31 protein-coding genes are annotated in these 25,499 nt (G+C 31.7%); 14 read left to right on the top strand and 17 right to left on the bottom strand.

From position 1 onward, the window contains the following. Positions 1–35 precede the first annotated feature (35 nt). A complete protein-coding gene (locus Q0873_RS12855) occupies positions 36–956 on the top strand; it encodes an ion channel (protein ID WP_299107913.1) in 921 nt (306 codons plus the stop codon). Here the strand turns inward: Q0873_RS12855 and Q0873_RS12850 are convergent. After that, the gene (locus tag Q0873_RS12850) at positions 953–1,168 is read right to left on the bottom strand and encodes a hypothetical protein (RefSeq protein ID WP_299107912.1); all 216 of its coding nucleotides are present in this window, start codon (positions 1,166–1,168) and stop codon (positions 953–955) included. The genes Q0873_RS12855 and Q0873_RS12850 overlap by 4 nt on opposite strands. A gap of 127 nt (positions 1,169–1,295) precedes the next feature. On the opposite strand from Q0873_RS12850, the gene Q0873_RS12845 reads away from it, so the two are divergent. Genes Q0873_RS12845 through Q0873_RS12835 form a run of 3 tightly spaced genes read left to right on the top strand, consistent with a single transcriptional unit; the run spans position 1,296 to position 3,101 of the window. Then, positions 1,296–2,018: an SDR family NAD(P)-dependent oxidoreductase gene (locus Q0873_RS12845; RefSeq protein ID WP_299107911.1), complete on the top strand. Its 723-nt coding sequence runs from the start codon at positions 1,296–1,298 to the stop codon at positions 2,016–2,018. Between the two features lie 3 nt (positions 2,019–2,021). Then, positions 2,022–2,702 (top strand): HAD family hydrolase, encoded by a 681-nt coding sequence (locus Q0873_RS12840; RefSeq protein WP_299107909.1) that lies wholly within the window; start codon positions 2,022–2,024, stop codon positions 2,700–2,702. 12 nt (positions 2,703–2,714) lie between these two features. Then, positions 2,715–3,101 carry a nucleoside triphosphate pyrophosphohydrolase family protein gene (locus Q0873_RS12835; RefSeq protein ID WP_299107908.1) on the top strand — a complete coding sequence of 129 codons (387 nt, stop codon included), beginning with the start codon at positions 2,715–2,717 and terminating at the stop codon, positions 3,099–3,101. 27 nt (positions 3,102–3,128) lie between these two features. Here Q0873_RS12835 and Q0873_RS12830 read toward each other — a convergent pair whose 3' ends face one another. After that, the gene (locus tag Q0873_RS12830) at positions 3,129–4,010 is read right to left on the bottom strand and encodes a TlpA disulfide reductase family protein (protein WP_299107907.1); all 882 of its coding nucleotides are present in this window, start codon (positions 4,008–4,010) and stop codon (positions 3,129–3,131) included. Positions 4,011–4,078: 68 nt separating this feature from the next. Then, a complete protein-coding gene (locus Q0873_RS12825; protein WP_299107906.1) occupies positions 4,079–5,128 on the bottom strand; it encodes a branched-chain amino acid aminotransferase in 1,050 nt (349 codons plus the stop codon). Positions 5,129–5,251: 123 nt separating this feature from the next. Between Q0873_RS12825 and Q0873_RS12820 the strand changes: the two genes are divergently transcribed. Genes Q0873_RS12820 through mnmD form a run of 3 tightly spaced genes read left to right on the top strand, consistent with a single transcriptional unit; the run spans position 5,252 to position 6,867 of the window. Beyond that, the gene (locus tag Q0873_RS12820) at positions 5,252–5,773 is read left to right on the top strand and encodes a DUF4920 domain-containing protein (RefSeq protein WP_299107905.1); all 522 of its coding nucleotides are present in this window, start codon (positions 5,252–5,254) and stop codon (positions 5,771–5,773) included. After that, positions 5,763–6,206 carry a hypothetical protein gene (locus tag Q0873_RS12815; protein WP_299107904.1) on the top strand — a complete coding sequence of 148 codons (444 nt, stop codon included), beginning with the start codon at positions 5,763–5,765 and terminating at the stop codon, positions 6,204–6,206. Before Q0873_RS12820 ends, Q0873_RS12815 begins: the two co-directional genes overlap by 11 nt. 1 nt (position 6,207) lies before the next feature. Beyond that, the gene (gene mnmD / locus Q0873_RS12810) at positions 6,208–6,867 is read left to right on the top strand and encodes a tRNA (5-methylaminomethyl-2-thiouridine)(34)-methyltransferase MnmD (protein WP_299107902.1); all 660 of its coding nucleotides are present in this window, start codon (positions 6,208–6,210) and stop codon (positions 6,865–6,867) included. Positions 6,868–6,888: 21 nt separating this feature from the next. On the opposite strand, the gene Q0873_RS12805 is transcribed toward mnmD, so the two are convergent. Next, positions 6,889–7,623 (bottom strand): DUF1223 domain-containing protein, encoded by a 735-nt coding sequence (locus tag Q0873_RS12805; RefSeq protein ID WP_299107900.1) that lies wholly within the window; start codon positions 7,621–7,623, stop codon positions 6,889–6,891. A 102-nt stretch (positions 7,624–7,725) separates the two neighbouring features. On the opposite strand from Q0873_RS12805, the gene Q0873_RS12800 reads away from it, so the two are divergent. Continuing rightward, positions 7,726–7,857 carry a hypothetical protein gene (locus tag Q0873_RS12800; RefSeq protein ID WP_299107897.1) on the top strand — a complete coding sequence of 44 codons (132 nt, stop codon included), beginning with the start codon at positions 7,726–7,728 and terminating at the stop codon, positions 7,855–7,857. Further along, complete coding sequence (locus Q0873_RS12795) at positions 7,858–8,577, top strand: methyltransferase (protein ID WP_299107894.1); 720 nt, start codon at positions 7,858–7,860, stop codon at positions 8,575–8,577. Positions 8,578–8,586: 9 nt separating this feature from the next. Here the strand turns inward: Q0873_RS12795 and Q0873_RS12790 are convergent, their stop codons facing one another. From Q0873_RS12790 to Q0873_RS12780, 3 genes are all read right to left on the bottom strand, one after another. Next, a complete protein-coding gene (locus Q0873_RS12790; RefSeq protein ID WP_299107892.1) occupies positions 8,587–9,726 on the bottom strand; it encodes an IPT/TIG domain-containing protein in 1,140 nt (379 codons plus the stop codon). 300 nt (positions 9,727–10,026) lie between these two features. Further along, positions 10,027–10,950 carry a hypothetical protein gene (locus Q0873_RS12785; RefSeq protein WP_299107890.1) on the bottom strand — a complete coding sequence of 308 codons (924 nt, stop codon included), beginning with the start codon at positions 10,948–10,950 and terminating at the stop codon, positions 10,027–10,029. A gap of 96 nt (positions 10,951–11,046) precedes the next feature. Beyond that, the gene (locus Q0873_RS12780; RefSeq protein WP_299107888.1) at positions 11,047–12,417 is read right to left on the bottom strand and encodes a saccharopine dehydrogenase C-terminal domain-containing protein; all 1,371 of its coding nucleotides are present in this window, start codon (positions 12,415–12,417) and stop codon (positions 11,047–11,049) included. A 79-nt stretch (positions 12,418–12,496) separates the two neighbouring features. Between Q0873_RS12780 and Q0873_RS12775 the strand changes: the two genes are divergently transcribed. The 3 genes from Q0873_RS12775 (at position 12,497) to ade (ending at position 16,280) form a co-directional block, all read left to right on the top strand. After that, complete coding sequence (locus tag Q0873_RS12775; RefSeq protein ID WP_299107885.1) at positions 12,497–12,880, top strand: DUF423 domain-containing protein; 384 nt, start codon at positions 12,497–12,499, stop codon at positions 12,878–12,880. 84 nt (positions 12,881–12,964) lie between these two features. Continuing rightward, the gene (pckA, locus tag Q0873_RS12770; RefSeq protein ID WP_299107882.1) at positions 12,965–14,575 is read left to right on the top strand and encodes a phosphoenolpyruvate carboxykinase (ATP); all 1,611 of its coding nucleotides are present in this window, start codon (positions 12,965–12,967) and stop codon (positions 14,573–14,575) included. Between the two features lie 82 nt (positions 14,576–14,657). After that, complete coding sequence (ade, locus tag Q0873_RS12765; protein WP_299107879.1) at positions 14,658–16,280, top strand: adenine deaminase; 1,623 nt, start codon at positions 14,658–14,660, stop codon at positions 16,278–16,280. Between the two features lie 83 nt (positions 16,281–16,363). Here ade and Q0873_RS12760 read toward each other — a convergent pair whose 3' ends face one another. The 10 genes from Q0873_RS12760 to Q0873_RS12715 all read right to left on the bottom strand — a co-directional run bounded on the left by Q0873_RS12760 (position 16,364) and on the right by Q0873_RS12715 (position 24,338). After that, entirely contained in the window at positions 16,364–16,540 is a 177-nt protein-coding gene (locus tag Q0873_RS12760) for a hypothetical protein (protein ID WP_299107876.1), read from the bottom strand. Between the two features lie 31 nt (positions 16,541–16,571). Further along, the gene (locus Q0873_RS12755; RefSeq protein WP_299107873.1) at positions 16,572–16,880 is read right to left on the bottom strand and encodes a hypothetical protein; all 309 of its coding nucleotides are present in this window, start codon (positions 16,878–16,880) and stop codon (positions 16,572–16,574) included. A gap of 44 nt (positions 16,881–16,924) precedes the next feature. After that, complete coding sequence (locus Q0873_RS12750) at positions 16,925–18,250, bottom strand: beta-1,3-glucanase family protein (RefSeq protein WP_299107870.1); 1,326 nt, start codon at positions 18,248–18,250, stop codon at positions 16,925–16,927. Positions 18,251–18,334: 84 nt separating this feature from the next. Then, a complete protein-coding gene (locus Q0873_RS12745) occupies positions 18,335–18,733 on the bottom strand; it encodes a DUF1842 domain-containing protein (RefSeq protein WP_299107867.1) in 399 nt (132 codons plus the stop codon). Between the two features lie 38 nt (positions 18,734–18,771). Beyond that, positions 18,772–19,182 (bottom strand): hypothetical protein, encoded by a 411-nt coding sequence (locus Q0873_RS12740; RefSeq protein ID WP_299107864.1) that lies wholly within the window; start codon positions 19,180–19,182, stop codon positions 18,772–18,774. A gap of 944 nt (positions 19,183–20,126) precedes the next feature. Beyond that, positions 20,127–20,873 (bottom strand): response regulator transcription factor, encoded by a 747-nt coding sequence (locus Q0873_RS12735; RefSeq protein WP_299107861.1) that lies wholly within the window; start codon positions 20,871–20,873, stop codon positions 20,127–20,129. After that, the gene (locus Q0873_RS12730; protein WP_299107858.1) at positions 20,866–22,641 is read right to left on the bottom strand and encodes a tetratricopeptide repeat-containing sensor histidine kinase; all 1,776 of its coding nucleotides are present in this window, start codon (positions 22,639–22,641) and stop codon (positions 20,866–20,868) included. Before Q0873_RS12730 ends, Q0873_RS12735 begins: the two co-directional genes overlap by 8 nt. Positions 22,642–22,720: 79 nt before the next feature. Then, entirely contained in the window at positions 22,721–23,167 is a 447-nt protein-coding gene (locus Q0873_RS12725; protein ID WP_299107856.1) for a hypothetical protein, read from the bottom strand. Positions 23,168–23,337: 170 nt separating this feature from the next. Next, positions 23,338–23,547, bottom strand: a complete 210-nt coding sequence (locus Q0873_RS12720) for a hypothetical protein (protein WP_299107854.1) — start codon at positions 23,545–23,547, stop codon at positions 23,338–23,340. Positions 23,548–23,594: 47 nt separating this feature from the next. Beyond that, complete coding sequence (locus Q0873_RS12715) at positions 23,595–24,338, bottom strand: Bax inhibitor-1/YccA family protein (protein WP_299107852.1); 744 nt, start codon at positions 24,336–24,338, stop codon at positions 23,595–23,597. Between the two features lie 46 nt (positions 24,339–24,384). On the opposite strand from Q0873_RS12715, the gene ruvC reads away from it, so the two are divergent. Both ruvC and Q0873_RS12705 read left to right on the top strand, forming a co-directional pair. Next, positions 24,385–24,939 carry a crossover junction endodeoxyribonuclease RuvC gene (gene ruvC / locus Q0873_RS12710; protein ID WP_299107850.1) on the top strand — a complete coding sequence of 185 codons (555 nt, stop codon included), beginning with the start codon at positions 24,385–24,387 and terminating at the stop codon, positions 24,937–24,939. Positions 24,940–25,011: 72 nt separating this feature from the next. Beyond that, positions 25,012–25,374, top strand: a complete 363-nt coding sequence (locus tag Q0873_RS12705) for a four helix bundle protein (RefSeq protein ID WP_299107848.1) — start codon at positions 25,012–25,014, stop codon at positions 25,372–25,374. The last annotated feature ends 125 nt before the right edge of the window (positions 25,375–25,499 follow it).

Genomic DNA, 25,499 nt, shown 5'->3' with positions numbered 1-25,499 from the left:
GTTTTTTGTATTTTTAAAATCAGAAAGTAAGTAGTATGGCAAAGAAGATTAAAGACCCTGGATTAGGGTATAATTCAAAGAAAAATATCCAAGGAATTGTAAATAAAGACGGAAGTTCTAATGTAATTCACTTAAACAAGAAGTTTAATATAGACGATTTATATACGTTTTTTATAGAGCTTACTTGGTGGCAGTTTTTTTTATTTGTGCTGCTAGGTTATACCTTGTTGAATATTGTTTTTGGTTTTGTATACATGGCAATCGGTATTGAAGAAATAACACCATCGAAAGGTAATTTTTTAGATGACTTTTTAAACGGATTCTTTTTTAGTGCACAAACTTTAACAACTGTAGGGTATGGGGGAATTGCACCGCAAGGAATAACTGCAAATATGATTGCAGCTTTTGAAGCTATGATAGGTCTATTGAGCTTTTCATTTATAACAGGGCTGTTGTACGGAAGGTTTTCAAAGGCAAAAGCAGCCATTCATTTTAGTGAAACAGTAATTTTAAGAGATTTTAAAGAACATAGAGCAATCATGTTTCGTTTAATGAATAGTAGAAAAACGGTTATGATCGAGCCAGAGATAACAGTAACACTTTCAGTAAATGAAAAAAATAAAGAAGGAGAGTATCAAAGAGAATTCTATCGATTAAAACTTGAACGCGATAGAATAATGTACTTACCAACAGTTTGGACCATTGTACACGAAATAGATGAGAAAAGCCCTTTGTTTAAATATTCAGATAAAGAAATAGAGAATTTAGAAGCACAGCTGTATGTGCTTATTCAATATCATGAAGAGTCATTTGGACAAAAAGTATATCAAATTACTTCGTATGATTTTGCTGACCTTAAATCAGGAGTAAAATACATCCGTTCTTTTAGTTTTGATGAAGAAGGATATACTGTTTTAGATCATGATAAGTTAGATGAGGTATTACCTATGAACTAACCTTTGATTAAAAATTTAGAAAGAAATAATAAACCAATAACGGTAATAATTCCAATAGCTACGTATAAGGCTCCGTTTTGATAATGCTTTTTGTTGTTATTTGCATCTTTTCTATAGCTAAAAAGCATTAGAGCAATAAAAGCAACTACAAAAATACTAGCAAATATAATTCGACCAGTAGTAAACATTTTAGCAGCAATAAGTGTAAACATAATATTTTATATTTTTAAGCAAAATTACATAGAATCTATGAGATAATTGTAGAAATACTATTTGTAAATTGTAGCCTATTCTGAACTTGTTTTCAGAATAATATAAACCATACTTAATTTTATACGAATGAAGAAAGCTATTGTTTTTGGAGCAACTTCTGGGATAGGAAAAGCCTTGACTGAGTTATTGATAAAAGACAACTATCAAGTTGCTATAACTGGTCGTAGATTAGAAAAACTAGAAGCACTGAAGGATGCTTACCCAGAGCAAATATTGGTAAAGCAAAATGATATTCAACAAGTAGAGGAGTTAGAGAAGGTGTTTCATGAAATAGTGGAAGAGTTTGGTAGTGTTGATCTTATTATTCAATCTTCAGGAGTAGGGTCTGTAAACTCCAAATTAGAATGGGAAATAGAAAACGAAACCATTCAAACGAATGTAGTGGGGGTAACGAAGCTATATGATTTGGCCTATAACTTATTTAGAGAACAAGAGTTTGGTCATCTAGTAGGAATCTCTTCTATTGCTTCCTTAAGAGGAAATAGAGCTGCACCATCATATTTTGCATCAAAAGCTTATCAAAAAGCGTATTTAGAAAGTTTATATATCAAAACTAAATCTATCAAATCTAAAAAAGTATTTATAACAGACATTCGACCTGGGTTTGTAGATACGGCAATGGCATTAGGTGATGGTATTTTTTGGATGGTTCCTTTAGAGAAAGCAACAAAACAAATTTATACGGCAATAAAGAAGAGAAGGAGAGTGGCTTATATATCAAAAAGATGGCGATTGATAGCTTGGGTATTAAAACTAGTTCCTTCTTGGATGTTAAAAATGGCAACATAATTTATGGAAAAGAAAAATTTAATCGTTTTTGATATAGACGATACACTAACTAAAAGTGAGAATCAGCATCAAACAGCGTTTGTAGAAGCAATGATTAGTTCAGGGATTACCGAGATTAATAAAGATTGGAAATCTTATAAAAACATGACAGATAGTTATATTCTAAAGAAAAATTACGAGCGTAATTTTAATAAAGAATTTGACTTCTCATTAATGCCTCCGTTTGAAGAGAAAATGACGGCTCATTTACTTAAGTTATCAGAAACGGAAGAAATTTCAGGAGCAGGGAATATCATAGACTTTTTTATGAAAGAAACCAATTATGCTATTTGTTTTGCTACAGGCTCATTGTTAGAGCCAGCACTCATAAAATTACAACAAGCCCAAATAAATTTTATACCTGATGTAGTAGAAACAGCAAGTAGTTTTTATACGAGAGAGGAAATTGTGACAGCTGCAATTAATAAAGCAAAAAATTACTTTAATGTAGAGGATTTTGAAAGTATTATTTCGGTAGGAGATGGAATTTGGGATTTACGAACAGCTAAAAACTTAGATTTACATTTCTTAGGAATTAGAAATAAAAACTTGGCTGATTTTAAGGAAGAAGGAATTAAAAGTCATATTGAAGATTGGAACTCATTTGATTTTAAAAAAGTACAAACAGAATTAGGAATTATATAGATAGGTAAAAGAATGAAAAACAAAATAAGCGCAGTACACGAGTTTCACTCGGCATTCGGATTAGGAATTAAGAATGAGCCAACGGCTAACATTGGAGAAGATAGAAACATGCTTCGATTTAATTTAATGAAAGAAGAAAATGAAGAGTATTTAGAAGCTGCTCAGAATAACGATTTGGTGGAAGTAGCAGATGCACTAGGAGATATGTTATATATCTTATGTGGAACTATTATAGAGCATGGTATGCAACATAAGATAGAAGAAGTTTTTAATGAGATACAACGAAGTAATATGAGTAAGTTAGGTGAAGACGGAAAACCTATTTATAGGGAAGATGGAAAAGTCTTAAAAGGGCCTAATTACTTTAAGCCAAATATTCAAGAGATTTTAGAAAAATAAAAAAAGTCAGCATAAAGCTGACTTTTTTTATTTTTCTAAGATTTTTTCTAGTTCTGAAGTTAGTGTTTTTACATTGTTCACCATTTTTAAAATCTTGCCATCGGCATCCACAATTAAATGTGAAGGATATTGCTTCACTTTTAATTTTTTAGACATATAATCCTTTTGTAGTGGAATGGTAGAAAACTTAAATGGTTTCGTCTTTAAAAACTCTACAAGTTTTTCTTTCTCATCAAAAGCTAAACTTACAAAATCTATGTTTTCATCTTTATATTTATCTACTAAAGCGTTTAATTCCGGAAACTCCTCAACGCAAACTTTACAAGTAATAAACCAACATTTTAGAACGAGTATTTTACCTTTGGTATCTGCTTTGTTGTGAAATTTTCCTTTTAAATCTACAAAGTCATAGGCAGGAAGTTTCTTTCCTTCCATCTTAAAATAACTATGCGCAATAGAAGCTTTACTCTTAATAGATTTTTTGATTTTTGCATCAGCATCTGAGTTTAAAGCCGTTAATTGGTAATAGTCTTTATCGTTCTTTGTTGTTTTTACAGGAATATAAGCTCCTGTTCTTAACAAGGTTAAAAAGATACTTTTTTTAATGTCATCTCCCTTTTCATCTAAAGCGTTGAAGGTTGACATTAAATCTACATTTTCTTTGGTATAAGCATTCCAACTATCAAAACTTTTTTGAATGTTGTCAGCTTCGTTTGTAGATTTAGAAGTTGTTTTTTTACTACTTGTTTTGGTCGTTTTCTTTTTGTCGCTTTTGGCAGTTTTTTCTTTAGCAACTTTAGTGTTTGAACTACTTTTTGTTAATGCATCAGTATTTAACGTATTCAATGCAAAAGTGGTAGCTCCAAAACTTAAGATGGTTGCTAATAATGCCGGAATTAGGTTTTTCATATTTTACCCCTATTTGTTATGAAAAAGAGTTTTTCTTACTACTAATATAGTGTTTTTTAACAAAAAAACTAAATTTTCACACGCCACCCGTAATTATCTTCGCTTTTATTGTACTGAATATTTAACAGTTTTTCTTTAAAACTTGAAGCATAAGAATTTTCTAAAACAGGTAATTCAAATTTGAAATCATTATGCTTAAAACCTTTAATAGGATTGATAACAGCAGCCGTACCAGAACCAAAAATCTCTTTTAATTCTCCAGCTTTTGCAGCTTCTTTGATTTCGCTAACAGAAACACGTCTTACTTCAACATCAATATTGTTGTCTTTAGCGATTTGAATAATAGATTTTCTGGTAATACCATCTAAAATACGATCATTATTAGGAGCAGTAATTAATTTATCACCTACTCTAAAAAAGATGTTCATAGTACCAGCCTCTTCTAAGTACTCGTGTGTATTAGCATCTGTCCATATAATTTGTTGGTACCCTTCTTTATGAGCCAAGCTTGTTGGGTAAAATTGAGCAGCATAATTTCCTGCAGCTTTTGCATAACCAACACCACCATCGGCAGCTCTACTATATTTTTCTGAAATAATCACTCTTACATCTCCAGCATAATATGACTGTGCAGGAGAACAGATAACGATAAATTTATACTCTTCAGCTGGTGATGCTGCAATAGCACCTTCAGTAGCAATAATAAATGGTCTTAAGTATAAAGAGTTTCCGAGGCCTTTTTTAATCCAATCATTATCTATTTTCAATAACTGTTTTAACCCTTCCATGAATACATTTTCTGGAACAGGAGGCATCGCTAAACGTTCTGCAGATTTATTTAATCTTTCAAAGTTTTCGTCTGGTCTAAATAAGAAAACATCATCATTATCATCTTTAAAAGCTTTCATTCCTTCGAATACAGCCTGACCGTAATGAAATACTCTTGCAGAAGGTTCAAAACTTATAGGAGCATATGGCGATATCGTTGGTGTTTGCCAGACTCCATCTTTAAAGTCACAAACCAACATATGGTCTGTAAAAACTCTTCCGAAGTTTAAATTATTAAAATCAACAGTGTCGATTTTAGATTGTTCTATTAGTTGTGTGTTAATGTTCATAAAAATTGCATTTAAGAAGCGCTACGAAGGTACAAAAAGTACATTGATAATTAGCGGTTTATTAGTGAAAGCTATTTTAATATTAGCTATCTTTGTTGTATTGATTTAACTAAATTATTGATAATGAAAAAAATACTGTTTTATAGTCTGTCTTTAATGTTTTTACTTACAGCATGCAAAGTTGAAAAGAATGAAGAGAAAGAAAAGAAGGAAGAAGTAAAAACAGAAGCATATGTTTCTTTTGGAAAGGAAATTTCAGCTGATAATGCTATCACTAAAGATGAGATGGCAAAGAAGTTTGAAAGCATGAATGTTGGAGATACTTTAAATGTAAAATTTGCTAGTAATATTGCAGAAGTTTGTCAGAAAAAAGGATGTTGGATTAAGGTACCTTTAGATAATGAAAAAACATCATTTGTGAAGTTTAAAGATTATGCATTTTTTATGCCTTTTAATTCTGCTGAAAGCAAAGTGATTTTAAATGGAAAAGCGTTTAAGAGCGAAGTATCTGTAGAAGAATTACAACACTATGCTAAAGATGCTGGGAAATCAGAAGAAGAAATAGCTAAAATAGTTGAACCTAAAGTAACGTATTCTTTCTTAGCAGATGGAGTATTGTTAGAGGCAAAAGCAGATGAAGAGTAAGATTTTGATTGCTCTTTTTTTAGGATTGATAGTAAGCTGTCAAACGAAAAAAGAAACTCAAAGAATAAAGATAGTAAAAGAAGTTCCGTCTAATTTTCAGATGTACAAAACATCTGAAATGGCGGAGCTAATGAGAAATATGCTTGCTAAGAACAAAGAAGTTCGAACAAAAATTATTGAAGGAGAAGAGATTGGTGATTTTAATAAAGAGTATATTAAAATACACACTGCAAAACTTACAGATAGTACAGATTTTGATGAGAATTTTCTTGCCTTTGCAAAATATTTTGAACGAGAGCATAGAGCTCTTTTTGAAGTATCTAAGGAAGAGAGAAAAGAACAGTTTAATAATGCTGTAGCATCTTGTCTGGCATGCCACCAAGTAAAATGTAAAGGACCCATACCTAGAATCGAAAAATTATTAATTAAATAATTTGAAAAGAGAAATTATTATAACATCTGATGGTTCAACTACCATTCATTTACCAGATTGGAATGAACAATACCATTCTAAACATGGCGCTATTCAAGAAGCATATCATGTGTTTATAAAAAGCGGATTAGAAATAGTAGAGAAAGATGAGGTAGCAATTTTAGAAATTGGTTTTGGAACTGGGTTGAATTGTTTTATTACTTTTTTAGAGACTCAAAAAAAGATTGATTATGTAGGTATTGAAGCCTACCCTGTTGCCGAAGAAGAAGTTGATAAATTGAACTATGTAGCAGAATTAAAAGCAGAAAATCAACAAAATATCTTTGATAAGATACATGCTGTATCATGGGAGGAGAAACACCAGATTACTGCAGACTTTAACTTAACTAAAAGAGAACAGTTTTTTAAAGATATTGAAGATAAAGATACTTTTGATTTAGTCTATTTCGATGCTTTCGGAGCAAGAGTGCAACCAGAGCTTTGGACAGAAGAAATCTTCAAAAAAATGTATGACGCATTACTTCCTAATGGAATTTTAGTAACCTATGCTGCTAAAGGTAGCGTGCGAAGAGCTATGCAAGCAGTTGGTTTTTCAGTAGAAAGATTGCCTGGTCCTCCAGGGAAACGTGAAATGCTCCGTGCTACTAAACCCTCTATTTAATAGAATCTAATACCATACTAATTAGAGCTGGTGCTGTGTGGTACCCGTAATTTCTAGATTATTTTTCTGTATAAAAGCAATCAGTCTTAAATTACTTTCATCCGTATAACTTTCAGGAATTTCAATCTTAATCTTTCCCTTAGAAGAAGAAAGTGGTAGTGCTAGTTGGTTTAAAACAATATTACTATTGGTAATTTCTTTGTTTCTATTCTCTCCTTTTTTAACAAAGGTAGATTTACGTTCTAGCACGAGAGCGATCACAATATTTTTGTCGTCAAGAGTACCATTGATTGAATAAGCTGCTGAGAGGAAGTTATTTTGTTTCTTAATTTGATCTAGGGTAATGGTGTTTTCAGAAATACTAGAAGCATATTTGTTTAATATTTTTTTAACTCTTGTTTGATTAGATCCTACAAAATGATCTCTTCCATTTACAACCAATTGAGGTGTATACACACGGTTTCTTTTAAACTTCTTCCCATAGGCATATTGCACTTTGGTAAATGCTCTAGAACTAAAGGGATCATTCCAACCAATGTAATTCCAGTAGTCTACATGATACGATAAAACAACCACGTTTTTATTAAGATTTTCTTTTTTAACTTTCTCTAGTAAAGCATCTGCAGGAGGACAGCTACTACATCCTTGAGAGGTAAACAATTGAAAAACTAAAAAAGGTTTTTCGGCTTTATTAGTAGTGGTTTGGGCAGATAAAGAGAAATTGATAAGTAAAGCTAAAAGAAGAAATCTATTCATAAATGTTGTTTGATGGTTTAGGCGTATGAATAACGAAAACCTTACTTTTTTAATTCTGTTCAGAATAGAATATCTATCTTCGAAGCGTAAAATAATATAGAAATGAAGTTCGAAAGAAGATTTGGAAATAGAAAGCGAACCAATCCGAAAAGAGGATTGTTTTTGGTGCTTCTTTTAATCATTGTATTGTACTTGTTTTTTAATGCTGAAAAGTTTTTAGATAAGATTTTATAAATGAAGCCATTTCAATTCAAAGAGTTTGCGGTGCATCAGGATAAAACAGCAATGAAAATTGGAACTGATGGAGTTTTATTAGGAGCTTGGTGTGCATTAGGAGAATATCCAGATACGATGCTAGACATAGGGTCTGGTACCGGAGTGATTGCATTAATGTTAGCACAACGTAGTGATGCCATGACCATTGATGCTGTTGAGATTGATGAGGATGCCTATGAACAAACAGTAGAAAACTTTGAGCAATCTGATTGGGGAGATAGACTATTTTGTTATAATGCTTCTTTCGATGAATTTGCTGAAGAAATGGCTGAAGATGAAGAGCAGTACGATGTTATTGTATCCAATCCACCGTTTTATACAGACGATTTTGAATCGGAAGATGAAGCTAGAAACAAAGCAAGATTTACCTCGTCATTATCTTTTGAATCTTTAATCAATGGGGTTTCTAAAATCTTATCTGAAAATGGAGTATTTTCGGTAATTATTCCTTTTAGAGAGGAAGCTAGCTTTGTAGAATTGGCAAAAAAAGAAGGGTTATTTCCTAAAAAAGTATGTCGAGTACGTGGAAATGAAACTACAGAAATTAAAAGAAGTCTATTGGCCTTTACTTTTAACGAAACTTCAGTAGAAGAAGAGGAATTGGTTATAGAAAAAGAAAGGCACCAGTATACTGATGCCTATATAAATCTTACCAAAGATTTTTATTTAAAGATGTAAGTTAAGTGTTTAATCTATTATTATAAAATCATCCTCTTTTTTAACCTCTACGTTTTTGTTCATGGAGCTATTTATTTTTTCTATTTTGAAACTTGTTAAATCCATAATATAACCACGAATATTATTGATAATTAAATAGTCCGTACTTGGTGAAATATTTATTGAGTGAATAAAACTTACGTGTTCTCCTGAGGTGTTTATTTTGCTAACGGTATAGTTATTTAAGTTTAATTGAAATACACTGTCAGAGTCTGAATTTACAATAAGGACGCTATTACTCTTTTTTAAATAAAATAGTTTTGTATTAGCAAGTAAGTCAAATTCGTCCGTATTTACTTTAACCTCTTTTTTAGTGAATTCATTTGTTGTAGTATTCATTTCGTGTAAAAAATACTTTTCATCTTCAGTGTCAAAATAAACAACAGCATTTTTCGAAGGAATAAAGAGATTAGATTCTATGTAAGAAGAATATAAATTTTCTCCAAGTTTTTTAATGTTTATTACTTTACCTTCATTATCTATTTCAGAGAGGTATAAGTTTCTATCAAAACTTTTATCCATAAAAGAATATGTTTTATTTTGATTAGAATCTATAAATATTGTTATTACGCCATTTGCATGTGAAGAAGAACAAGAAGAATAAATATTATAGTAATTCCACCTTTTGGTATTTAAATTATAGGTAAAATATGCTCCTGGACATTGCCCTATGTAAATTATAAACTGTTTATGTTCTTTGTTATAGACTATTTTTTTTATTCGATCTGAAAACTTTGGAGAACGAGAAATAAGTTGTTCGTCATAAGTGTTTTCATCTTTATTATAATTTAACTTTCGTAAACTAAACCCTCCATAGGCAAAACTCCCTTTAGAGAAGTAGTGTATTTGAGGGTATTTCTTAAATTTTACTGAAAATTTTTCAGAAGAAGTCGTTGAATAATTATTGACTTTTATCGAAATTTCTCCATCCTTTGCATGAGGCGGGACTATACATTTTATTTCATTATTTGAGATGTTTGTAATTTCACTTTCAATATCATTAAACTTTACTGAAGAATGATCTATTTGAGTATTTTTTGGTAATCCAGAAAATTGAATGGTAATTTCATCTCCAATACCAGCAGATTGAGGTGATATCTTTTCAATCATTATCTTAGGAGATATTTCATTGCTCGAACAAGAAATTATAATTGTTACGAAAAAATATAGTGCAAGACCTTTTATAAGTTTAGAACTGTTCATTTGTGATAAAAAAAAATATGAATTTGATAGTTTGAAATTGGAATTGATTTAAAATAGTTTTAATATTCTAAATAAATTATCTTTTAATTCTTTCAAGATTTCATCCTTAAAATAAGGAAGTTTTCCTTGCAAGAATAGTTGTCTTCGTGAATAGTTTTGAGTGTTTATCGTTTAATTTACTTTAAACTTAATTGTTGTTGGAAGTAATTATTGAAGGCAGTCTCCATTAATTAGATCTTGTCGAGTAGGATTGTATCCATTACTGCGAATATCTAAAGTGAAATTTTCTCCATTATTAGCTAAACCTTTTATTGCACATAGGTTTTTTAATTTACTATTCCCTGTTATATGACAAAACCTTTTTACAGAATTTAAATTATTTAAACCATCAAGGCTTTTTAAATTTTCGTTATCAGAAATTTCTAAAACATTATCTATAGAATTAACAGCTGATAGCCCATTAAGGTTATTAAGACTTTCATTTTGTCTTATTGCCACGCTAAAAGTATTAAATGAGTTTATATTTTTTAATCCATCAAGGTTAAGTAGGGCTTTGTTATTGAATATTTGTAATGCGCCTACATAGTTTTCAATACCACTTAACCCATCTATATCAATTAGATTATCGTTTCCAGATATTATAGACATCCAAACTCCATCGGTTAAATCATTATCAATAATTGATTTTAAGTTTTTTAATGGGTCAATATTTGTTAGTTTTTTTGCATCTGTAATAGATATACATTCAGTCGATGTGATATTGTTTAATCCTTGAAGAGAGTTTAAATCAATCGTACCTATAATAATTAGGCAGCCATTAATTTTGGTTAAACTTTTTAATCCTTCTAATGAAGTTATGTCACACTTAGGGAATTCTCCAATTGTTAAGGTTCCATTAACACTGGTATAGCCTTTTTGTGCAAAAGCGTTAAGTTGTTGTTGATTTTTAAGAACAATACTTCCTTCATGTACAATATTTGTTGGTTTTATAGTAACTGAACCACCACCTGAACTATTTGCATTTTCAGTGTTGCTTGAACAACTGCTTAGTACTAAAAATATGCATACCAATAATAAGGAATGAATAAAGTTTGTTTTAGAAAATACGAATGAGTTTTTTGTTTTTTTCATAATCAATGTGTGTTTTTTCAATGCTTTTTTTTGATAAAAATAATTCCCCAAATTTACTAATAAATTTGAGGAATTAATATAGTTTTTTAGGGGAAACTATCCTTTTACACTTTCTGGATTATATCCTAAATAAGGAACTTTTTTCTCCACAAAAGTAATTCCGTAATCTTCTAATTCTTTTAAGATTGGTTCGTATACCTCTTTAGTAATTGGTAATTGTACTCCAGGAGTAGTAATTTCTCCATTTAAAATACGTACAGCAGCCATTGCAACTGGTAAACCAACGGTTTTTGCCATAGCAGTATAGGTTTGATCATCACCTTTAATAACCATACTACTTTCTATCTGGCGTTTTTCTTCTTTATACTGGTATCCGAATTTATGATGCATTACAATCATATCTTTATCATCTGCTTCTAAAGTCCACTTTTCAGATAAAATTTTCTGTAAAATCTGAGCAGGAGTAGCATTCTTTAATTCCACTCTTTTAGTAGGATCAAATAAATCTAACTCTAAGAACTTATCCCACATAATATCATCCTGATCAATTTTTAAATACGAACGGAACTTTAATTCTACTGAATCAGATGGAGAATACGCTAAGAAAAGATTGGTGAAATCACGATAGCTCATATTTTCAGAATCTTCAATCGTATAAGTATCATCTGTCATTCCTAATTGAACAAAAGCGTTCCAAGCTCTAGAAAAGCCAACTTTTCTAATCGTTCCACGATACATGGTTGGAATATCATCTAAACCATAAACGTTTGTATATGATAAAGAATCACGGTTAGCATACGCTTCAAATTTTCCATGTCCTTCAATATCTAAAAACTCAGTTCTTCTAAATAACTTGTGATATGGAATGTATTTATATGTGTTTTCTTGTCTAAACATGGCAGCTCCACCTTGCCCTGCTAAAACCACATTTCTTGGATTCCAAGTAAACTTATAGTTCCATAAATTGGTATCACTTTCTGGAGCTACTAAACCACCACAAAAAGATTCGAATAATAACATTTTAGCACCATGATCATGAATTCTATCTATAATTTGCATAGCACTCATATGATCAATACCTGGGTCTAAACCAATCTCGTTCATAAATACTAATCCTTTTTCTTTTGCAGCTTCATCTAAAGCTTGCATCTCCTTAGAAATATAAGAAGCAGTTACCATGTGTTTATCATAGGTAACACAATCTTTAGCAACTTCAATATGAAAACGAGCTGGTAACATTGATATCACAATATCTGCATTTTGGATAGCTTCAACACGTTGTTCTTCATTAAAAACATCTAATTGAACAGCAGTTGCATTTGGGTGGTTGTTAATTTTTGCTTGTGCGTTTTCAACAGAAACATCACCAATAGTAATATGTAAGTTTTCGTTTGACGACTTATCTAGTAAGTATTTTATTAGAGAAGAGCTCGATCTACCTGCACCTATAATTAATATTTTTCTCATTTATAATGTACTTTTGTTATCTAATGTTTGAGGCGACAATATCGCTAAAAAAGTTTAAAATTAAACAAAAATAGATAAAATGTATAAAAATTTAACAATAGCATCCGTTTTAGGAGTAATCGCAGTAATTCTAGGAGCCTTTGGAGCGCATGCATTAAAATCAAAATTAAGTCCAGAAGCTATGCAAAGTTTTGAAACAGCGGTGAGATACCAGTTTTTTCATGTGTTACTCTTGCTTTTTGTAAACATGTTTGCAGGTTTTTCAGAAAAACAAAAAAGAACCATAAGTACATTTTTGATAGGGGGTATTCTATTGTTTTCAGGTTCTATTTATACTATTTACCTTGGAGGAGTGCCTGCCAAAAGTATTTGGTTTATAACACCTTTAGGAGGAGTTTTGTTAATTGTAGGGTGGATTTTACTTTGTTTACGTTTCGTCGAAAAAGTTATCAAAAAAGAATAGTTGATAAAATTTTTCTATGATTAATGAGTTTAGACAAAAAGAACTATTTTTGTCGAAAATAAAACACAACTAAAATATTTTAAGATGACAAATCTTGATGCGAAAACGATTTCGATAGACAATCTTGGTATAACAGATGCTACCGTGCGTTATCAATTGACTTCAGACGAGTTACATGATATTACAATTGAAAAAGGACAAGGAGAAGAATCTAGTTTTGGAGCGATAGCTGTTAAAACTGGAGAGTTTACAGGACGTTCTCCCATGGACCGTTTCATCGTTAAAGATGATATCACGAAGGATGAAATTTGGTGGGGAGATATCAACATTCCATTTGATTCAGACAAATTTGATAAATTATACGATAAAGTAACTGCTTACCTTTCTGGTAAGGAGGTTTTTGTACGTGATAGTTATGCATGTGCAGATGAAGACTATAAATTAAACATTAGAGTAGTAAACGAATATCCATGGAGTAACATGTTTGCTTATAACATGTTTTTACGTCCAACAGCAGAAGAATTAAAAGATTTTTCTCCAGAATGGACTGTAGTTAATGCTCCAGGTTTTATGGCTGATCCAGCAGTTGATGGAACACGTCAGCATAACTTTGCTATCTTAAACTTTAGTAAAAAAGTAGCGTTAATTGGTGGTACTGGATATACAGGAGAAATCAAAAAAGGAATTTTCTCTGCGTTAAACTTTATCTTACCAGTATTCAAAAATACTTTACCAATGCACTGTTCTGCAAATGTTGGTAAAGAAGGAGATACTGCTATTTTCTTCGGATTATCAGGAACAGGAAAAACTACTTTATCTACAGATCCAAACCGTAGTTTAATTGGAGATGACGAGCATGGTTGGACTTCTGAGAATTCAGTATTCAACTTCGAAGGAGGTTGTTATGCAAAAGTAATTGACTTATCTCAAGAAAAAGAGCCAGAAATTTATGGTGCTATCAAGAGAGGAGCAATTTTAGAGAATATTGTAATGGATGGAGAGAAGAAAGTAGATTTCAACGATACATCTATTACTCAAAATACACGTGTAAGTTATCCTATTTACCATATTGAGAATATTCAAACACCATCTATAGGAAAGAATCCAAAGAATATTTTCTTCTTAACAGCAGATGCATTTGGAGTATTACCTCCGATCTCAAGATTAACACCTGGGCAAGCAGCATATCACTTTATTTCAGGTTATACTGCAAAAGTAGCAGGTACTGAGGCAGGAGTTACGGAGCCACAACCAAGTTTCTCAGCTTGTTTTGGAGCACCATTTATGCCATTACACCCAACTCGTTATGCAGAAATGTTAAGTGAGAAGATGAAAGAAACTGGTGTAAACGTATGGTTAGTAAACACAGGATGGTTTGCAGGACCTTACGGAGTAGGAGATAGAATGAAATTAAAGTACACACGTGCTATGATTAATGCAGCGTTAACTGGTGGGTTACCTCAAGAGATTACTCATGAGAATTACCACATTCACTCTGTATTTGGGTTAGCACAACCAAGACAATGTCCTGGAATACCTTCAGAATTATTAAGCCAACGTCAAGCTTGGAATAATGACGAAGAATATTATAAAACAGCTCATAAGTTAGCAGATTCATTTAGAGAAAACTTTAAGAAGTTTGAAGAATATGCAAACGAAGAGATTTTAGCAGGAGGGCCACCAAGCGCTAAATAATAGATAAAATAAAAAGCATCCAATTGGATGCTTTTTTTATGCAGAAATACTACCTATTTTAGCAGTCTTAATTTTGAATCATATGAAAATACAAGGAAATATAGTTGATATAGAAAACAAACGAATTTTTAAAGGAGAAGTTGAGGTAGCCAATGGGAAAATAGTGGCTGTTAAAGAAACAGATCATTCTATAGAGAATTATATATTACCTGGTTTCGTAGATGCACATATTCACATAGAAAGTTCTATGTTGGTACCTTCAGAATTTGCTAAAATAGCGGTAACACATGGTACAGTAGCTACAGTTTCAGATCCGCATGAAATTGCCAATGTATTAGGTGTAAAAGGAGTTGATTTTATGATAGAAAACGGAAAGAAGGTACCGTTAAAATTTAATTTTGGAGCGCCTTCTTGCGTACCAGCAACTTCTTTTGAAAGTGCAGGAGCTGTAATTGATTCTGATGACATCAAAAAAATGATGGAGAACCCAGATATTAAGTATTTGGCAGAGATGATGAATTACCCTGGAGTTATTTATCAAGATGAAGAAGTATTAAAAAAGATAGCTTGGGCGAAACATTACAACAAGCCTGTAGATGGACATGCACCGGGAGTTAGAGGAGAAGATTTAGACAAATATATTGCTGCTGGTATTTATACCGATCACGAATGTTTTACTTATGAGGAGGCTTTAGAAAAGCTACAAAAAGGAATGAAGGTAATTGTTCGTGAAGGAAGTGCAGCTAAGAATTTTGAAGCATTGATTGATCTACTTCCAGAACACTATGAAAATATGATGTTCTGCTCTGATGATAAGCATCCAGATGATTTGTTAGTAGGCCATTTAAATCAACTTTGTGAAAGAGCGGTAGCCAAAGGAATGGATGTATTCAAAGTATTGCAGGCAGCTTGTATAAATCCTGTAAAACATTATAATTTAGATGTAGGGTTATTAAAAGAAGGAGACGAGGCTGATTTTATTGTAGTGGAAGACTTAGAAAAATTCAACGTAATCAAAACCTATATCGATGGAGAGTTGGTTGCTGAGAATGGAAAATCGTTTGTAAAGCATGTAGATTTTGAAGTATTAAATAATTTTGATACAGATAAAAAGGAGGTAAGTGATTTTGAATTTCATTCAGCATCAGAAAAAATCAGAGTAATTGAAGCTTTAGATGGAGAGTTGGTAACCAATGAAATTGAAGTAGATTCTTTAATTAAAGATGGAAACCTAGTTTCAAATACTGAAAACGATGTGTTAAAAATGACGGTGGTAAACCGTTATAAAAATGCAGAGCCTTCTATAGCATTTATAAAAAACTTCGGATTAAAAGAAGGAGCTATTGCAAGTTCTGTAGGACATGATTCTCATAATATCATTGCTGTTGGAGTTTCAGATGAAGCAATTTGCAAAGCAGTAAACTTGTTAATTGAAAACAAAGGTGGAATTTGTGCTGTTTCTAATACAGAAGAAAAAGTGGTTGCTTTACCTGTAGCAGGAATTATGAGTGATAAACCAGCAGAAGAAATAGGAAAGGCATATGCTGAATTGGATGCGATGGCGAAAGCTATGGGTAGTTCTTTAAGAGCGCCTTATATGACCTTGTCTTTTATGGCACTATTGGTAATACCAGCATTAAAGTTATCAGACAAAGGATTATTTAACGGAAGTACATTTCAGTTTACTTCTGTTGAAGTAAAATAATGGTTTTAATATATGAAATATGCGCTTCTTAACTAAAAGAAGCGCATACTATATAAACTCATATTCACTTAGAATATAGTAACCTATTTAATATTTGGGTTAGGTCCTAACCAAACTTTTTGAGGATAATTAGGATTCACACCTACATTTCCTTTAAAGCCTTGGCTTCTTAAAAATTCAACAAATTCTTCTGTTGTTTTTGGCTCCGATACGATTACTTCATAATCAACAGAGACTTCTTTTTTGTCTAAAGTTTTCATAAGATTAGTTTTATTTTAGGTTTATAAATAGTTACCACTTAACAACAGTTTCTTTGTTTTTATAAACAACTTGACCATACTCGGTAATTTCAAATGTACATTCTATTGAAGAATTGAAGTAGTTGGTAGTAAGCTCTCCACTAAATTGTTGTATCCCTGTATTTTTCCATAAAGTTTGTTTAGGGTTTTCAGGATTCATAGTTCCCTTTCCTAATTCTAATCCATCAAAATTTGATGAAGTGGTAATGATATTAGTTGTGGTATCGATATTGTAAGAGATTTCAAGACCTCCCATTCTTTTAATACCTTTAATTGGTGATGTTGCTGTATTGTTTGACATTTTGAATCTGTTTTAGTTATTATTGAATTGTTTTTTGGTATGTGTTATGCTAAAGTAGCTACATCAAAAAATGATACTTCCAGTGTATTTACTTTTGCAGGGTTTAAAGAAACCTGCACCGCAGAGAAACGATCTGAATATGCAAAGTTATATGCTTGCGATAATGTTTGTAAAGTAGCTGCGTACTCATTATAGTAGGCATCGTTACTCTGTAAATTTCCAAATAGTTCTATGTTTGGTATTTTACTAAACCAATCACTACTTTTCATAGCACCTGCTGCCGTACCACTAATAGAAGTTGTAGAACCAATTGCTCCAATATTAAAACCAGCTAATAAATCGCCAGTAATCCATCCGTATACATCATTTGCTGGACTTTGTTTAGCAGCTCCATTTAAAGAGAACATAGCATTGGCACCATAGATTCCATCAGGATTAATTAAATCACCTTTTTTATATACCATAGTTACAGTACTTCCTCCAACAGTTCCACTTAAGGTAATATCTAAACTATCATCAATAGAAGCCGTTAAGTTGTAATCTTGAGCGCTTTGTGGACCTGATGTTGGTACGTTAGGCCCTACACCATTAAAATGTCCTGCAATAGTTGCAATAGTACCTTTTCCTAAACCGTTAATACTAACTGCTCCTGCTTTAGGAGATGTTCCGAAATTGTCGTTTAAATACGTTAAATACGATTCAAACAAATGATATGGTGTAATAGGTACTCCGCCAATTGGTGGATATGAAGATGGACCAATAATTCTTGCAAATCCAGATCCTGGTTGATTTGAGTGTTGCGTAAAATCTCCTGGGACTAAAGCAGGTTTTGCGTTGGCTAATCCAGACTTTGGAGTCTGTGTTAACCCATTTAGAGCGTTGTACACTTGGCTTGAAGTAACGCCAGGTTCTAAACCATAATCGGTTTGTACAGGAATTAAACCATCTAATGAAGTTTCTAACTTCATAGGAATACTCCAATAATCGATACTTGTTAAATCAGCCACATCAGTAGCAGCTCCATTAAACGTAAGTTCCATTTTGTCGTATCTTAAAAAGAAATTAGGATCGGTAATGTTTTGTGCAGGTTCATAGTAGGCATTTTGTACGGTCCAAGCTTGTCCGTAACAAACATAAATTCTTCCACTAAAGTTCGTTACTTGAACACCTTCTTTTAGTTCTTCGTAAGAATACCAATTTCCATCACCAGCTTCGGTGTTTAATGGTTTAATATCAACTTCAAGAGGTTCAAATTCTCCAGCTTTATAACTGATGTTAAACGCATCATCTGTACTTCCAGAAACAAAACCGATGTAAATGTTTTCTTCGGTTACTTCTCCTTTGTTAAATTTTATAGTTAAAACGCTCATAGTATGTAGTAGTTTGGTTAGTTAAATTAGTTGAGAGAAATAAGCTCTTTGTGATAAGCAAAGAGCTTATTGATTTAGTTGAGTTTATAGGTTAAAAGTATCTCCGTTTATTGGAAGATTTTCATAGTTTTTACCTCTAAAAGTGATTCCACCTGAACCTTTCCAATCTGAATTTAAAGCCATATGAGCTTCAAAAGGAAGTACTATTGTGCTAAGTTTGTTTTGTGGAGGAAAGTTTCCTCTAATACTGATCAACCTAACAACGTCATTAAGCCCAGTAGCATGAGTAACTCCTGTTACTTGACCAGAGTATACTTCCTCGTCTCCATTGCTTATAGTTAGTTTTACTGTTCCATCAACTGTATTTTCTTCTGGGTGAATTAAAAGAGAGAACGTTAATAATGGTGATAAAGGATTTGCGACTTCTCCCATAGTTCCTTTGAAATAAACCGTTTGTGTTGTTGTGTTTGCTTTTGTAGCCATAATAAATTTGTTTTAAAGTTTGGTTAGTATTTTATTGATTATACAGTTGCTGGAGTTTTTACGTCAAACTTAATAGTATCTAAGTTTCCTAAAGACCAAATTGCTCCATTTAAAGGTTTGTCCGCTTTGTTTAATAACTGATAAGGCTGTCCTCCATTTACACTGAATTGGAAGTTGTATGGTCCTCCCCAGTTAATTCCTGAGTAAACTAAAGAGTAGTTTCCTTTTGGAACTTGGATTTTATGTGTTCCTGATAAATCTTGTTGAAGACCATTTAATCTAACTGTTTCAGCAGAAGTTCCTTCTTCGATTTCAATGGTAACGTTTACAGTATTGTTGTTTCCACTTACGATGTTACAGATTTCAACAGTTTCGTTTGTGTTGTCGTTGTTTACTGCAACTAAAATTAATTGATTATCGCACTTTGTAATGTTGATAGAATTTGACATAATTTCTAAGGTTTAGGTTGGTTAATAGTGTTTTAAAAGAAATAATAATTGGTTGTTATTTCTGATGTAAAACTACAGTAGAATGGGAGGTGAAAAGTTTAAAATGGAATAAGAGCGGATTTCTTTTCCATAAAAAAGGGAATTGTTGGAATATGGTAGTTTAGTTATTAGTTGTGAGAATTTAATATATAATGAGAATACAGCGTCATTACGAACAAAACCAAGTGGGGTGAAGTAATCTTTTAGATATGCGTTCAGGGTTTGTTTTTAGTAGCCAAAAGACAGATTGCTTCGTCGTGCCTTCTCGCAATGACGGTGCTATGTCATTACGAACGAAACAAAGTGGAGTGCGGTAATCTTTTCAAAGACAAGTTAGTTTTCAATGTCACTCCGAGTGAAATTATAGGAAGCGGGGCGCATTGTAATTTAGTATCGATAAGAGATTTAGTAGAAAAGGTTCTCGATACAATTTTTCCTTCACTGTATTCAGAAAAATCACTCGAACTGACAGATAAGGTCATTACGAATGAAACAAAGCAGAGTGAAGTAATCTTTTGAATAGGAGTTTAGGGTTTGTTTTTAGTAGTCAAGAGGCAGATTGCTTCGTCGTACCTCCTCGCTATGACGGTGCTGAGTCATTACGAACGGAACAAAGTGGAGTGCGGTAATCTTTTCAAAGACAAGTTAGTTTTCAATGTCACTCCGAGTGAAATTATAGGAAGCGGGGCGGAATATAATTTAGTATCGAGAAGAAAGAAAGTAAGAATGGTTCTCGATATAATTTTTCTTCGTTGCATTCAGGAAAACCACTCGAACTTACAGATAAGGTCATTACGAATGCAACAAGGAGGAGTGAGGTAATCTTTTAGATATGCGTTCAGAGTTTGTTTTTAGTAGTCAAAGAGCAGATTGCTTCGTCGTGCCTCCTCGCAATGACGTACGTATTACTTTAAAGTACGGAATCGTTTGATGATATCTTTATAACGTTCGCTAAGGGTTACCGTATGGTTTTCTTGTAGTACAATTAAATTATCGGTAGGAACAATCTCGGTAATCTTTTCAATGTTTACAATGAAGTTTCTGTGAGTTCTAGAGAATTTGGTATTGTCCAACAACTGCAAAATCTTTTTCAAAGAAATTAAAATAACAAACTTCTCATTAGAGGTAATAATATTGCAATACTTTTCTTCTACCTCAATATAAATAATGTCAGAAAGTAGTACTTTTTTTAAGGATTTTCCTTTTTTAATAAATAGGTAATCGTTGCTAATAACAGTATCCTCTTCATCCGTAATAAATACATCTTCTTGCTCGTAAAACTTCTCCACAGCCATTTCTATGGCATACAAAACCTCTAACTCATTAAAAGGCTTCATTAAAAAGCTAAAAGGTTGGGTAAGCTTGGCGCGTTCAAATATTTTACGATCGGTACTACTAGTTAAAAACACAAAAGGTTTCGAAGCTTCTGGTACGGTATTAATGGTTTCTGCAAAGGTAATTCCGTCGGGTACTCCGTCTAGGAAGATATCAATAATCACAATATCTACTTTTACTTTATAAAATAAAGCCAAAGCATCTTTAAAATTACGGGCAATCCCAGATACCGTATAGTTATTGTCTGCAAGTACTTTAACTAATCGATCGCTTTCTTGAGGAGTGTCCTCAATGATTAAAATATTTACATTATCCATTAAGAGGTGTTTTAGGTAAAGATACAATCATTTTGGTACCTTTTCCTAATTCACTCTCAATATCAAATTTTCCGTGATTCTTTTTAATCATCGATTTACATAATTGCAATCCTAAACCAGTTCCAATCACATCTTCATGTTCCTTTTTATTTAAAAGAACAGAATCTTCTAATAATTTTAAACGGGTTTCTTCGCTCATTCCTAATCCGGTATCTTCAATAACCAAATCGCAATAATCTTCAGAAGAGTTTCTAGAATATATTTTAATACTCCCGTTGGGTTTAGAAAATTTAATGGCGTTGTCTAACAAATTTCTCAATACAATTTTAAGAGACTCTTGATCGGCGTAGATGACCTCTTTTTTAGAAACCGTATTTTCAAAAGACAACTCTTTTTCTAATAGTAAAGGCTGATAGTTATAAGACACATGCTCTGCGATAATAAACAAACGATGTTTATCTATATAAAAATACTGTTGTTCGGTTTGTAGTAAAGCCCAGTTTAAAAGATTATCTAACAAACCATAGGCACCATTTACAATACTACTATTTTTTTGAAGTAAGTTTTCTAGGGCAGTTAGGTTTTTAGACTCTAAATTATCAATAAGTACTTTGTTACTCGATTTTAAAGCATTTACAGAAGAACGTAAATCATGACTTACAATAGAAAAAAGTTTGTCTTTGGTTGTGTTGAGTTCATCTAAAGTTTCTTTTTGAGAAGCGATAATTTTGTTTGATTTTACCTTTTCTCTATAAAAATAAACTGCAATACCCAATAGAATGAACAATCCAAGAGCAGAATATAAAAAGATATTTCGTTGGGTTTCTTTCAATTCATTTTGTACCTGTAAAATATCAACCTCGTTTTGTTTTTGTTGTACCGCAAATTCTTTTTCTTTTTGAGCAACAGCATAAATTTTATTTTGGTCGTTTAAAGAGTCTTTCCATTGTTGAGCTTCTTTCATATACATCAAAGCTTTTTCAAAGTCTTTGCGATTTTCTTCTACTACTGACATATTAAAAGCAGTCCTTTCTTTTTCGGTTAAAATATCTTTATTTTTCTGATAATCATACGTGTTTGATACATTGCTTAATAGTTTAACTGCTTTAGATAAATTATAAGCTCTGTTAAAGTGTTTGATGGCAATATTATCTATATAACGTTCGTAATATAGATTAGCAATATTTATATAATTACCGATTAATTCAATGGTGTCTTTTTCATTTTTAATACTCTCTTTAAAATAGATTTCGGCATCTTTGAAGTTTTTAAGTAATAAATAGGAGATTCCTATGTTATTAAGAATATTTTTTCTTTTAATATAAGAGTATTTCTCATTAGATAGTTTAGTGAGTTCCTTTAGAATTGAAATTGCTTTTTCGTAGTCTTTATTTATTAGAGCTAATTCTCCTAAGTACATTTTTACAATATAGTAGAATTCAAAGTCTTTAGAGATTTGTTTGAATTGAATTTCCGCCTCGTTGTTTAACTTTTTATTTTTAAAACTATGTCCTCTAAAAAAATGTGTGTAATTGTTTAAATGAGAATTGCCTTTTGATAAATTTAAAACTTTATCTGTATATACAATTGTTGAATCCCAGTTTTTCTCAAAATAGAATTTAGAAGCTTTTAAAAGGTTAGAGTTTTTTAAAAAAGGAGATATTTTTTTTTGAATCTCAATTTTTAATAAATCATCCTTTGATTTAGTTTGAGAGAATAAGTTATGTAAAATGAAAAAGGCTAAAAAGAACAGAGGAAAAGATTTCATAATTTACAATCAGTGATTAGATTGCAAATTAAAAAAAAACGCTTAAACTTTAAGTTAAGCGTTTTTTTAAATTGTAGAACTAAATTTCTCCAGTTCCAGATTTAACTGCTACTTTAGTTCCTCTTGAAGTTTTTGGATCATCTGTATCACCAATAATGTCATTATTTTCATCTCTTGTAAATACTTCTACAGTATTAGTAGCTATAGGAGATGGAGAAGGAAAGGTACTAAATTGTCCTGTCAGGGTCCAAGTAGTTACATTTTTAGGTTTTTCATACGGATAATCATATTCAACAAAATATTGAATATATTTAAATTCATTATTAATAGTATTTAAAGTAGGTGGAGTAGTTGAATTAGAATCAATTTCAACATCAATAGATACGCTTAAAGTGTCATGACTATCATAGATGAAAACAACATTCTTGGGAGGAATTAAATAATTATTATCTGGAAAATCTTCAGGGGCTGCTTTTGTAGCTCCTTTTGTTACTGTAATCCCGTCAATTTTTTTTAGTGTACTCATAGTATTACTGTTTTTTGAATGATTAGACAACCGAAAAGTAGTAAATAAAAAACAGCTAGGTATTAATTTATGAATAAGAATGAAAATAAATGGAACAAGAGCAGGTATTTGTGGAATAAGATTAAAATAAAAACACTCTAAAATATTTTAGAGTGTTTTTATTTTTTCTATTAATCAATAACTACTTCAGTGCCTCTGGAAGTTTTTACACCCGGTCCTTCAACTCCTCCTCCTGAATTGTCCGGGCATCCTTCGATAATATTTTCAGTGCCTCTTGACGTGGTTTCTGCACATTTATCTCCTCCATTTATTTTAAGAAGTTGCGATTTCGTAAGAGATTTTTTAGCAAGTTTGTCTAATGTGTTTTCTAATTTTTTCATAACTTATAATTTTAAATTGGTCTTAAATATAACAAGAAAAAATAAACCTAAAAACGAATGGCTAATTTCTTTAATAAACGCAACACTTCTACATACAACCAAATTAAGGTAATTAATAACCCCCAAGTCGCTAGCCATTCACGTTCTTTAGGGTAACGACCAACTTGTTTGTCGATATAATAAAAATCTAATAGTAAGCTAAACGAAGCAACCAAAGCTGCAATCACATTAAAAGCAATGGCAAACCAAGAAGTACCCCATAAATACGGAACCTCGATTTTTAAGAACCATAAAATCCACCCAATAAAATAAAACATAAAAATACTTATGGTTGCTGTAATAATAATGGCTCTAAATTCTTTGGTAACTTTAATTACTCGCCATTTATATAAGCTAAGCATAACAAAAAAAGTAATAATGGTTACTCCAATAGCTTGAAAGGGTAGATTTGGAAAACGTTGATGAGCAATAGCACTAATGCCTCCTAAGAAAAAGCCTTTGGCCAAAGCATATATGGGTAATACATATTTAGCAGCACTGTGTTTAAAGGAGATAAACAGGCTACAAGTAATGGCTATAAATCCACCAATAGCCGTATACCATTTGGTATTTACACCACTAAAAAATAAATGCCAAGTATAACTTGCAGTTAAAGCAACCAAACTGAGCATACAAAGAGATTTTAGTAAAATACCTCCAATCGACATTTTGATTTTTGAGTAGTACCTCGATTTTTTCCAGAAGTATCGGTTAAAAGCCGGATTAGATGTTCGTAAACCAAAAACGCCCATAAACAATTTAAATGATTAGTTTTGTGTTTGTACAAAGTACGAAAATTTGAAGACAGAAAAAATCATATTAGGTATTGACCCAGGAACCGCTATTATGGGGTTTGGAATTATTAAGATCATTGGAAAAAAAATGGAATTTGTTCAAATGAATGAGCTACTTCTAAAAAAATACGATGATCATTATTTAAAGCTAAAAATCATTTTTGAAAGAACCATTGAATTGATTGATACGTATAATCCAGATGAAATTGCTTTAGAAGCGCCGTTTTATGGAAAAAATGTACAATCGATGTTAAAATTGGGTCGTGCGCAAGGAGTAGCCATGGCAGCAGGATTGTCGAGACAAATTCCAGTTACGGAATACGCGCCTAAGAAAATAAAAATGGCGATTACAGGAAAAGGAACTTCTAGCAAAGAGCAAGTAGCTTTAATGCTAAAATCTTTATTGAATCTAAAAGAACTTCCGAAGAATTTAGATGCAACTGATGGTTTAGCGGCAGCGGTTTGTCATTATTATAATTCAGGAACCAAAGTAGGAGGAAAGAACTACACTGGTTGGGCGGCCTTTGTAAAACAGAATCCTAAAAAAATCAATAATTGATTTTTTCAATGAATAATTATCAGTAATCAGTTGACAATGATAAAAATGTAAAAGAAATAAAGAATAATAGCTATGAAATTAGAGAATAATCCATTACAAAATAAGTCTTATGATTTTGCTTTGTTAATAGTAAAGTTGAGTAGGAGATTAATGAGTGATAAAAAAGAATTTATATTATCAAAACAATTATTAAGAAGCGGAACATCGGTTGGAGCAAATATAGTTGAGGCAAATGGAGCAATTTCAAAAGCAGATTTTTCGTCAAAAATGTCAATTGCATATAAAGAGTGTTTAGAAACCAAATATTGGTTATCACTATTAAAAGACAGCGGTGATTTAGATATTATCAGTTTTAAAAATTTGTTTGATAAGGCCGATGAGATAGGAAAGATTCTATTTTCAATATTAAGAACAACGAGAATCAAGAACAATTAAGAATAATTACTTTAATAAACTCTTTTTTAAGAATACATTTAGATAACTGATAACTGATAACTGATAACTGATAACTGATAACTGATAACTGATAACTGATAACTGATAACTGATAACTGATAACT

The sequence above is a fragment of the uncultured Tenacibaculum sp. genome (assembly GCF_947498805.1).
Taxonomy (GTDB): Bacteria; Bacteroidota; Bacteroidia; order Flavobacteriales; family Flavobacteriaceae; genus Polaribacter.
Note: the sequence above shows the minus strand (reverse complement) of the source record. Positions and strands in the feature narration are given on the sequence as shown.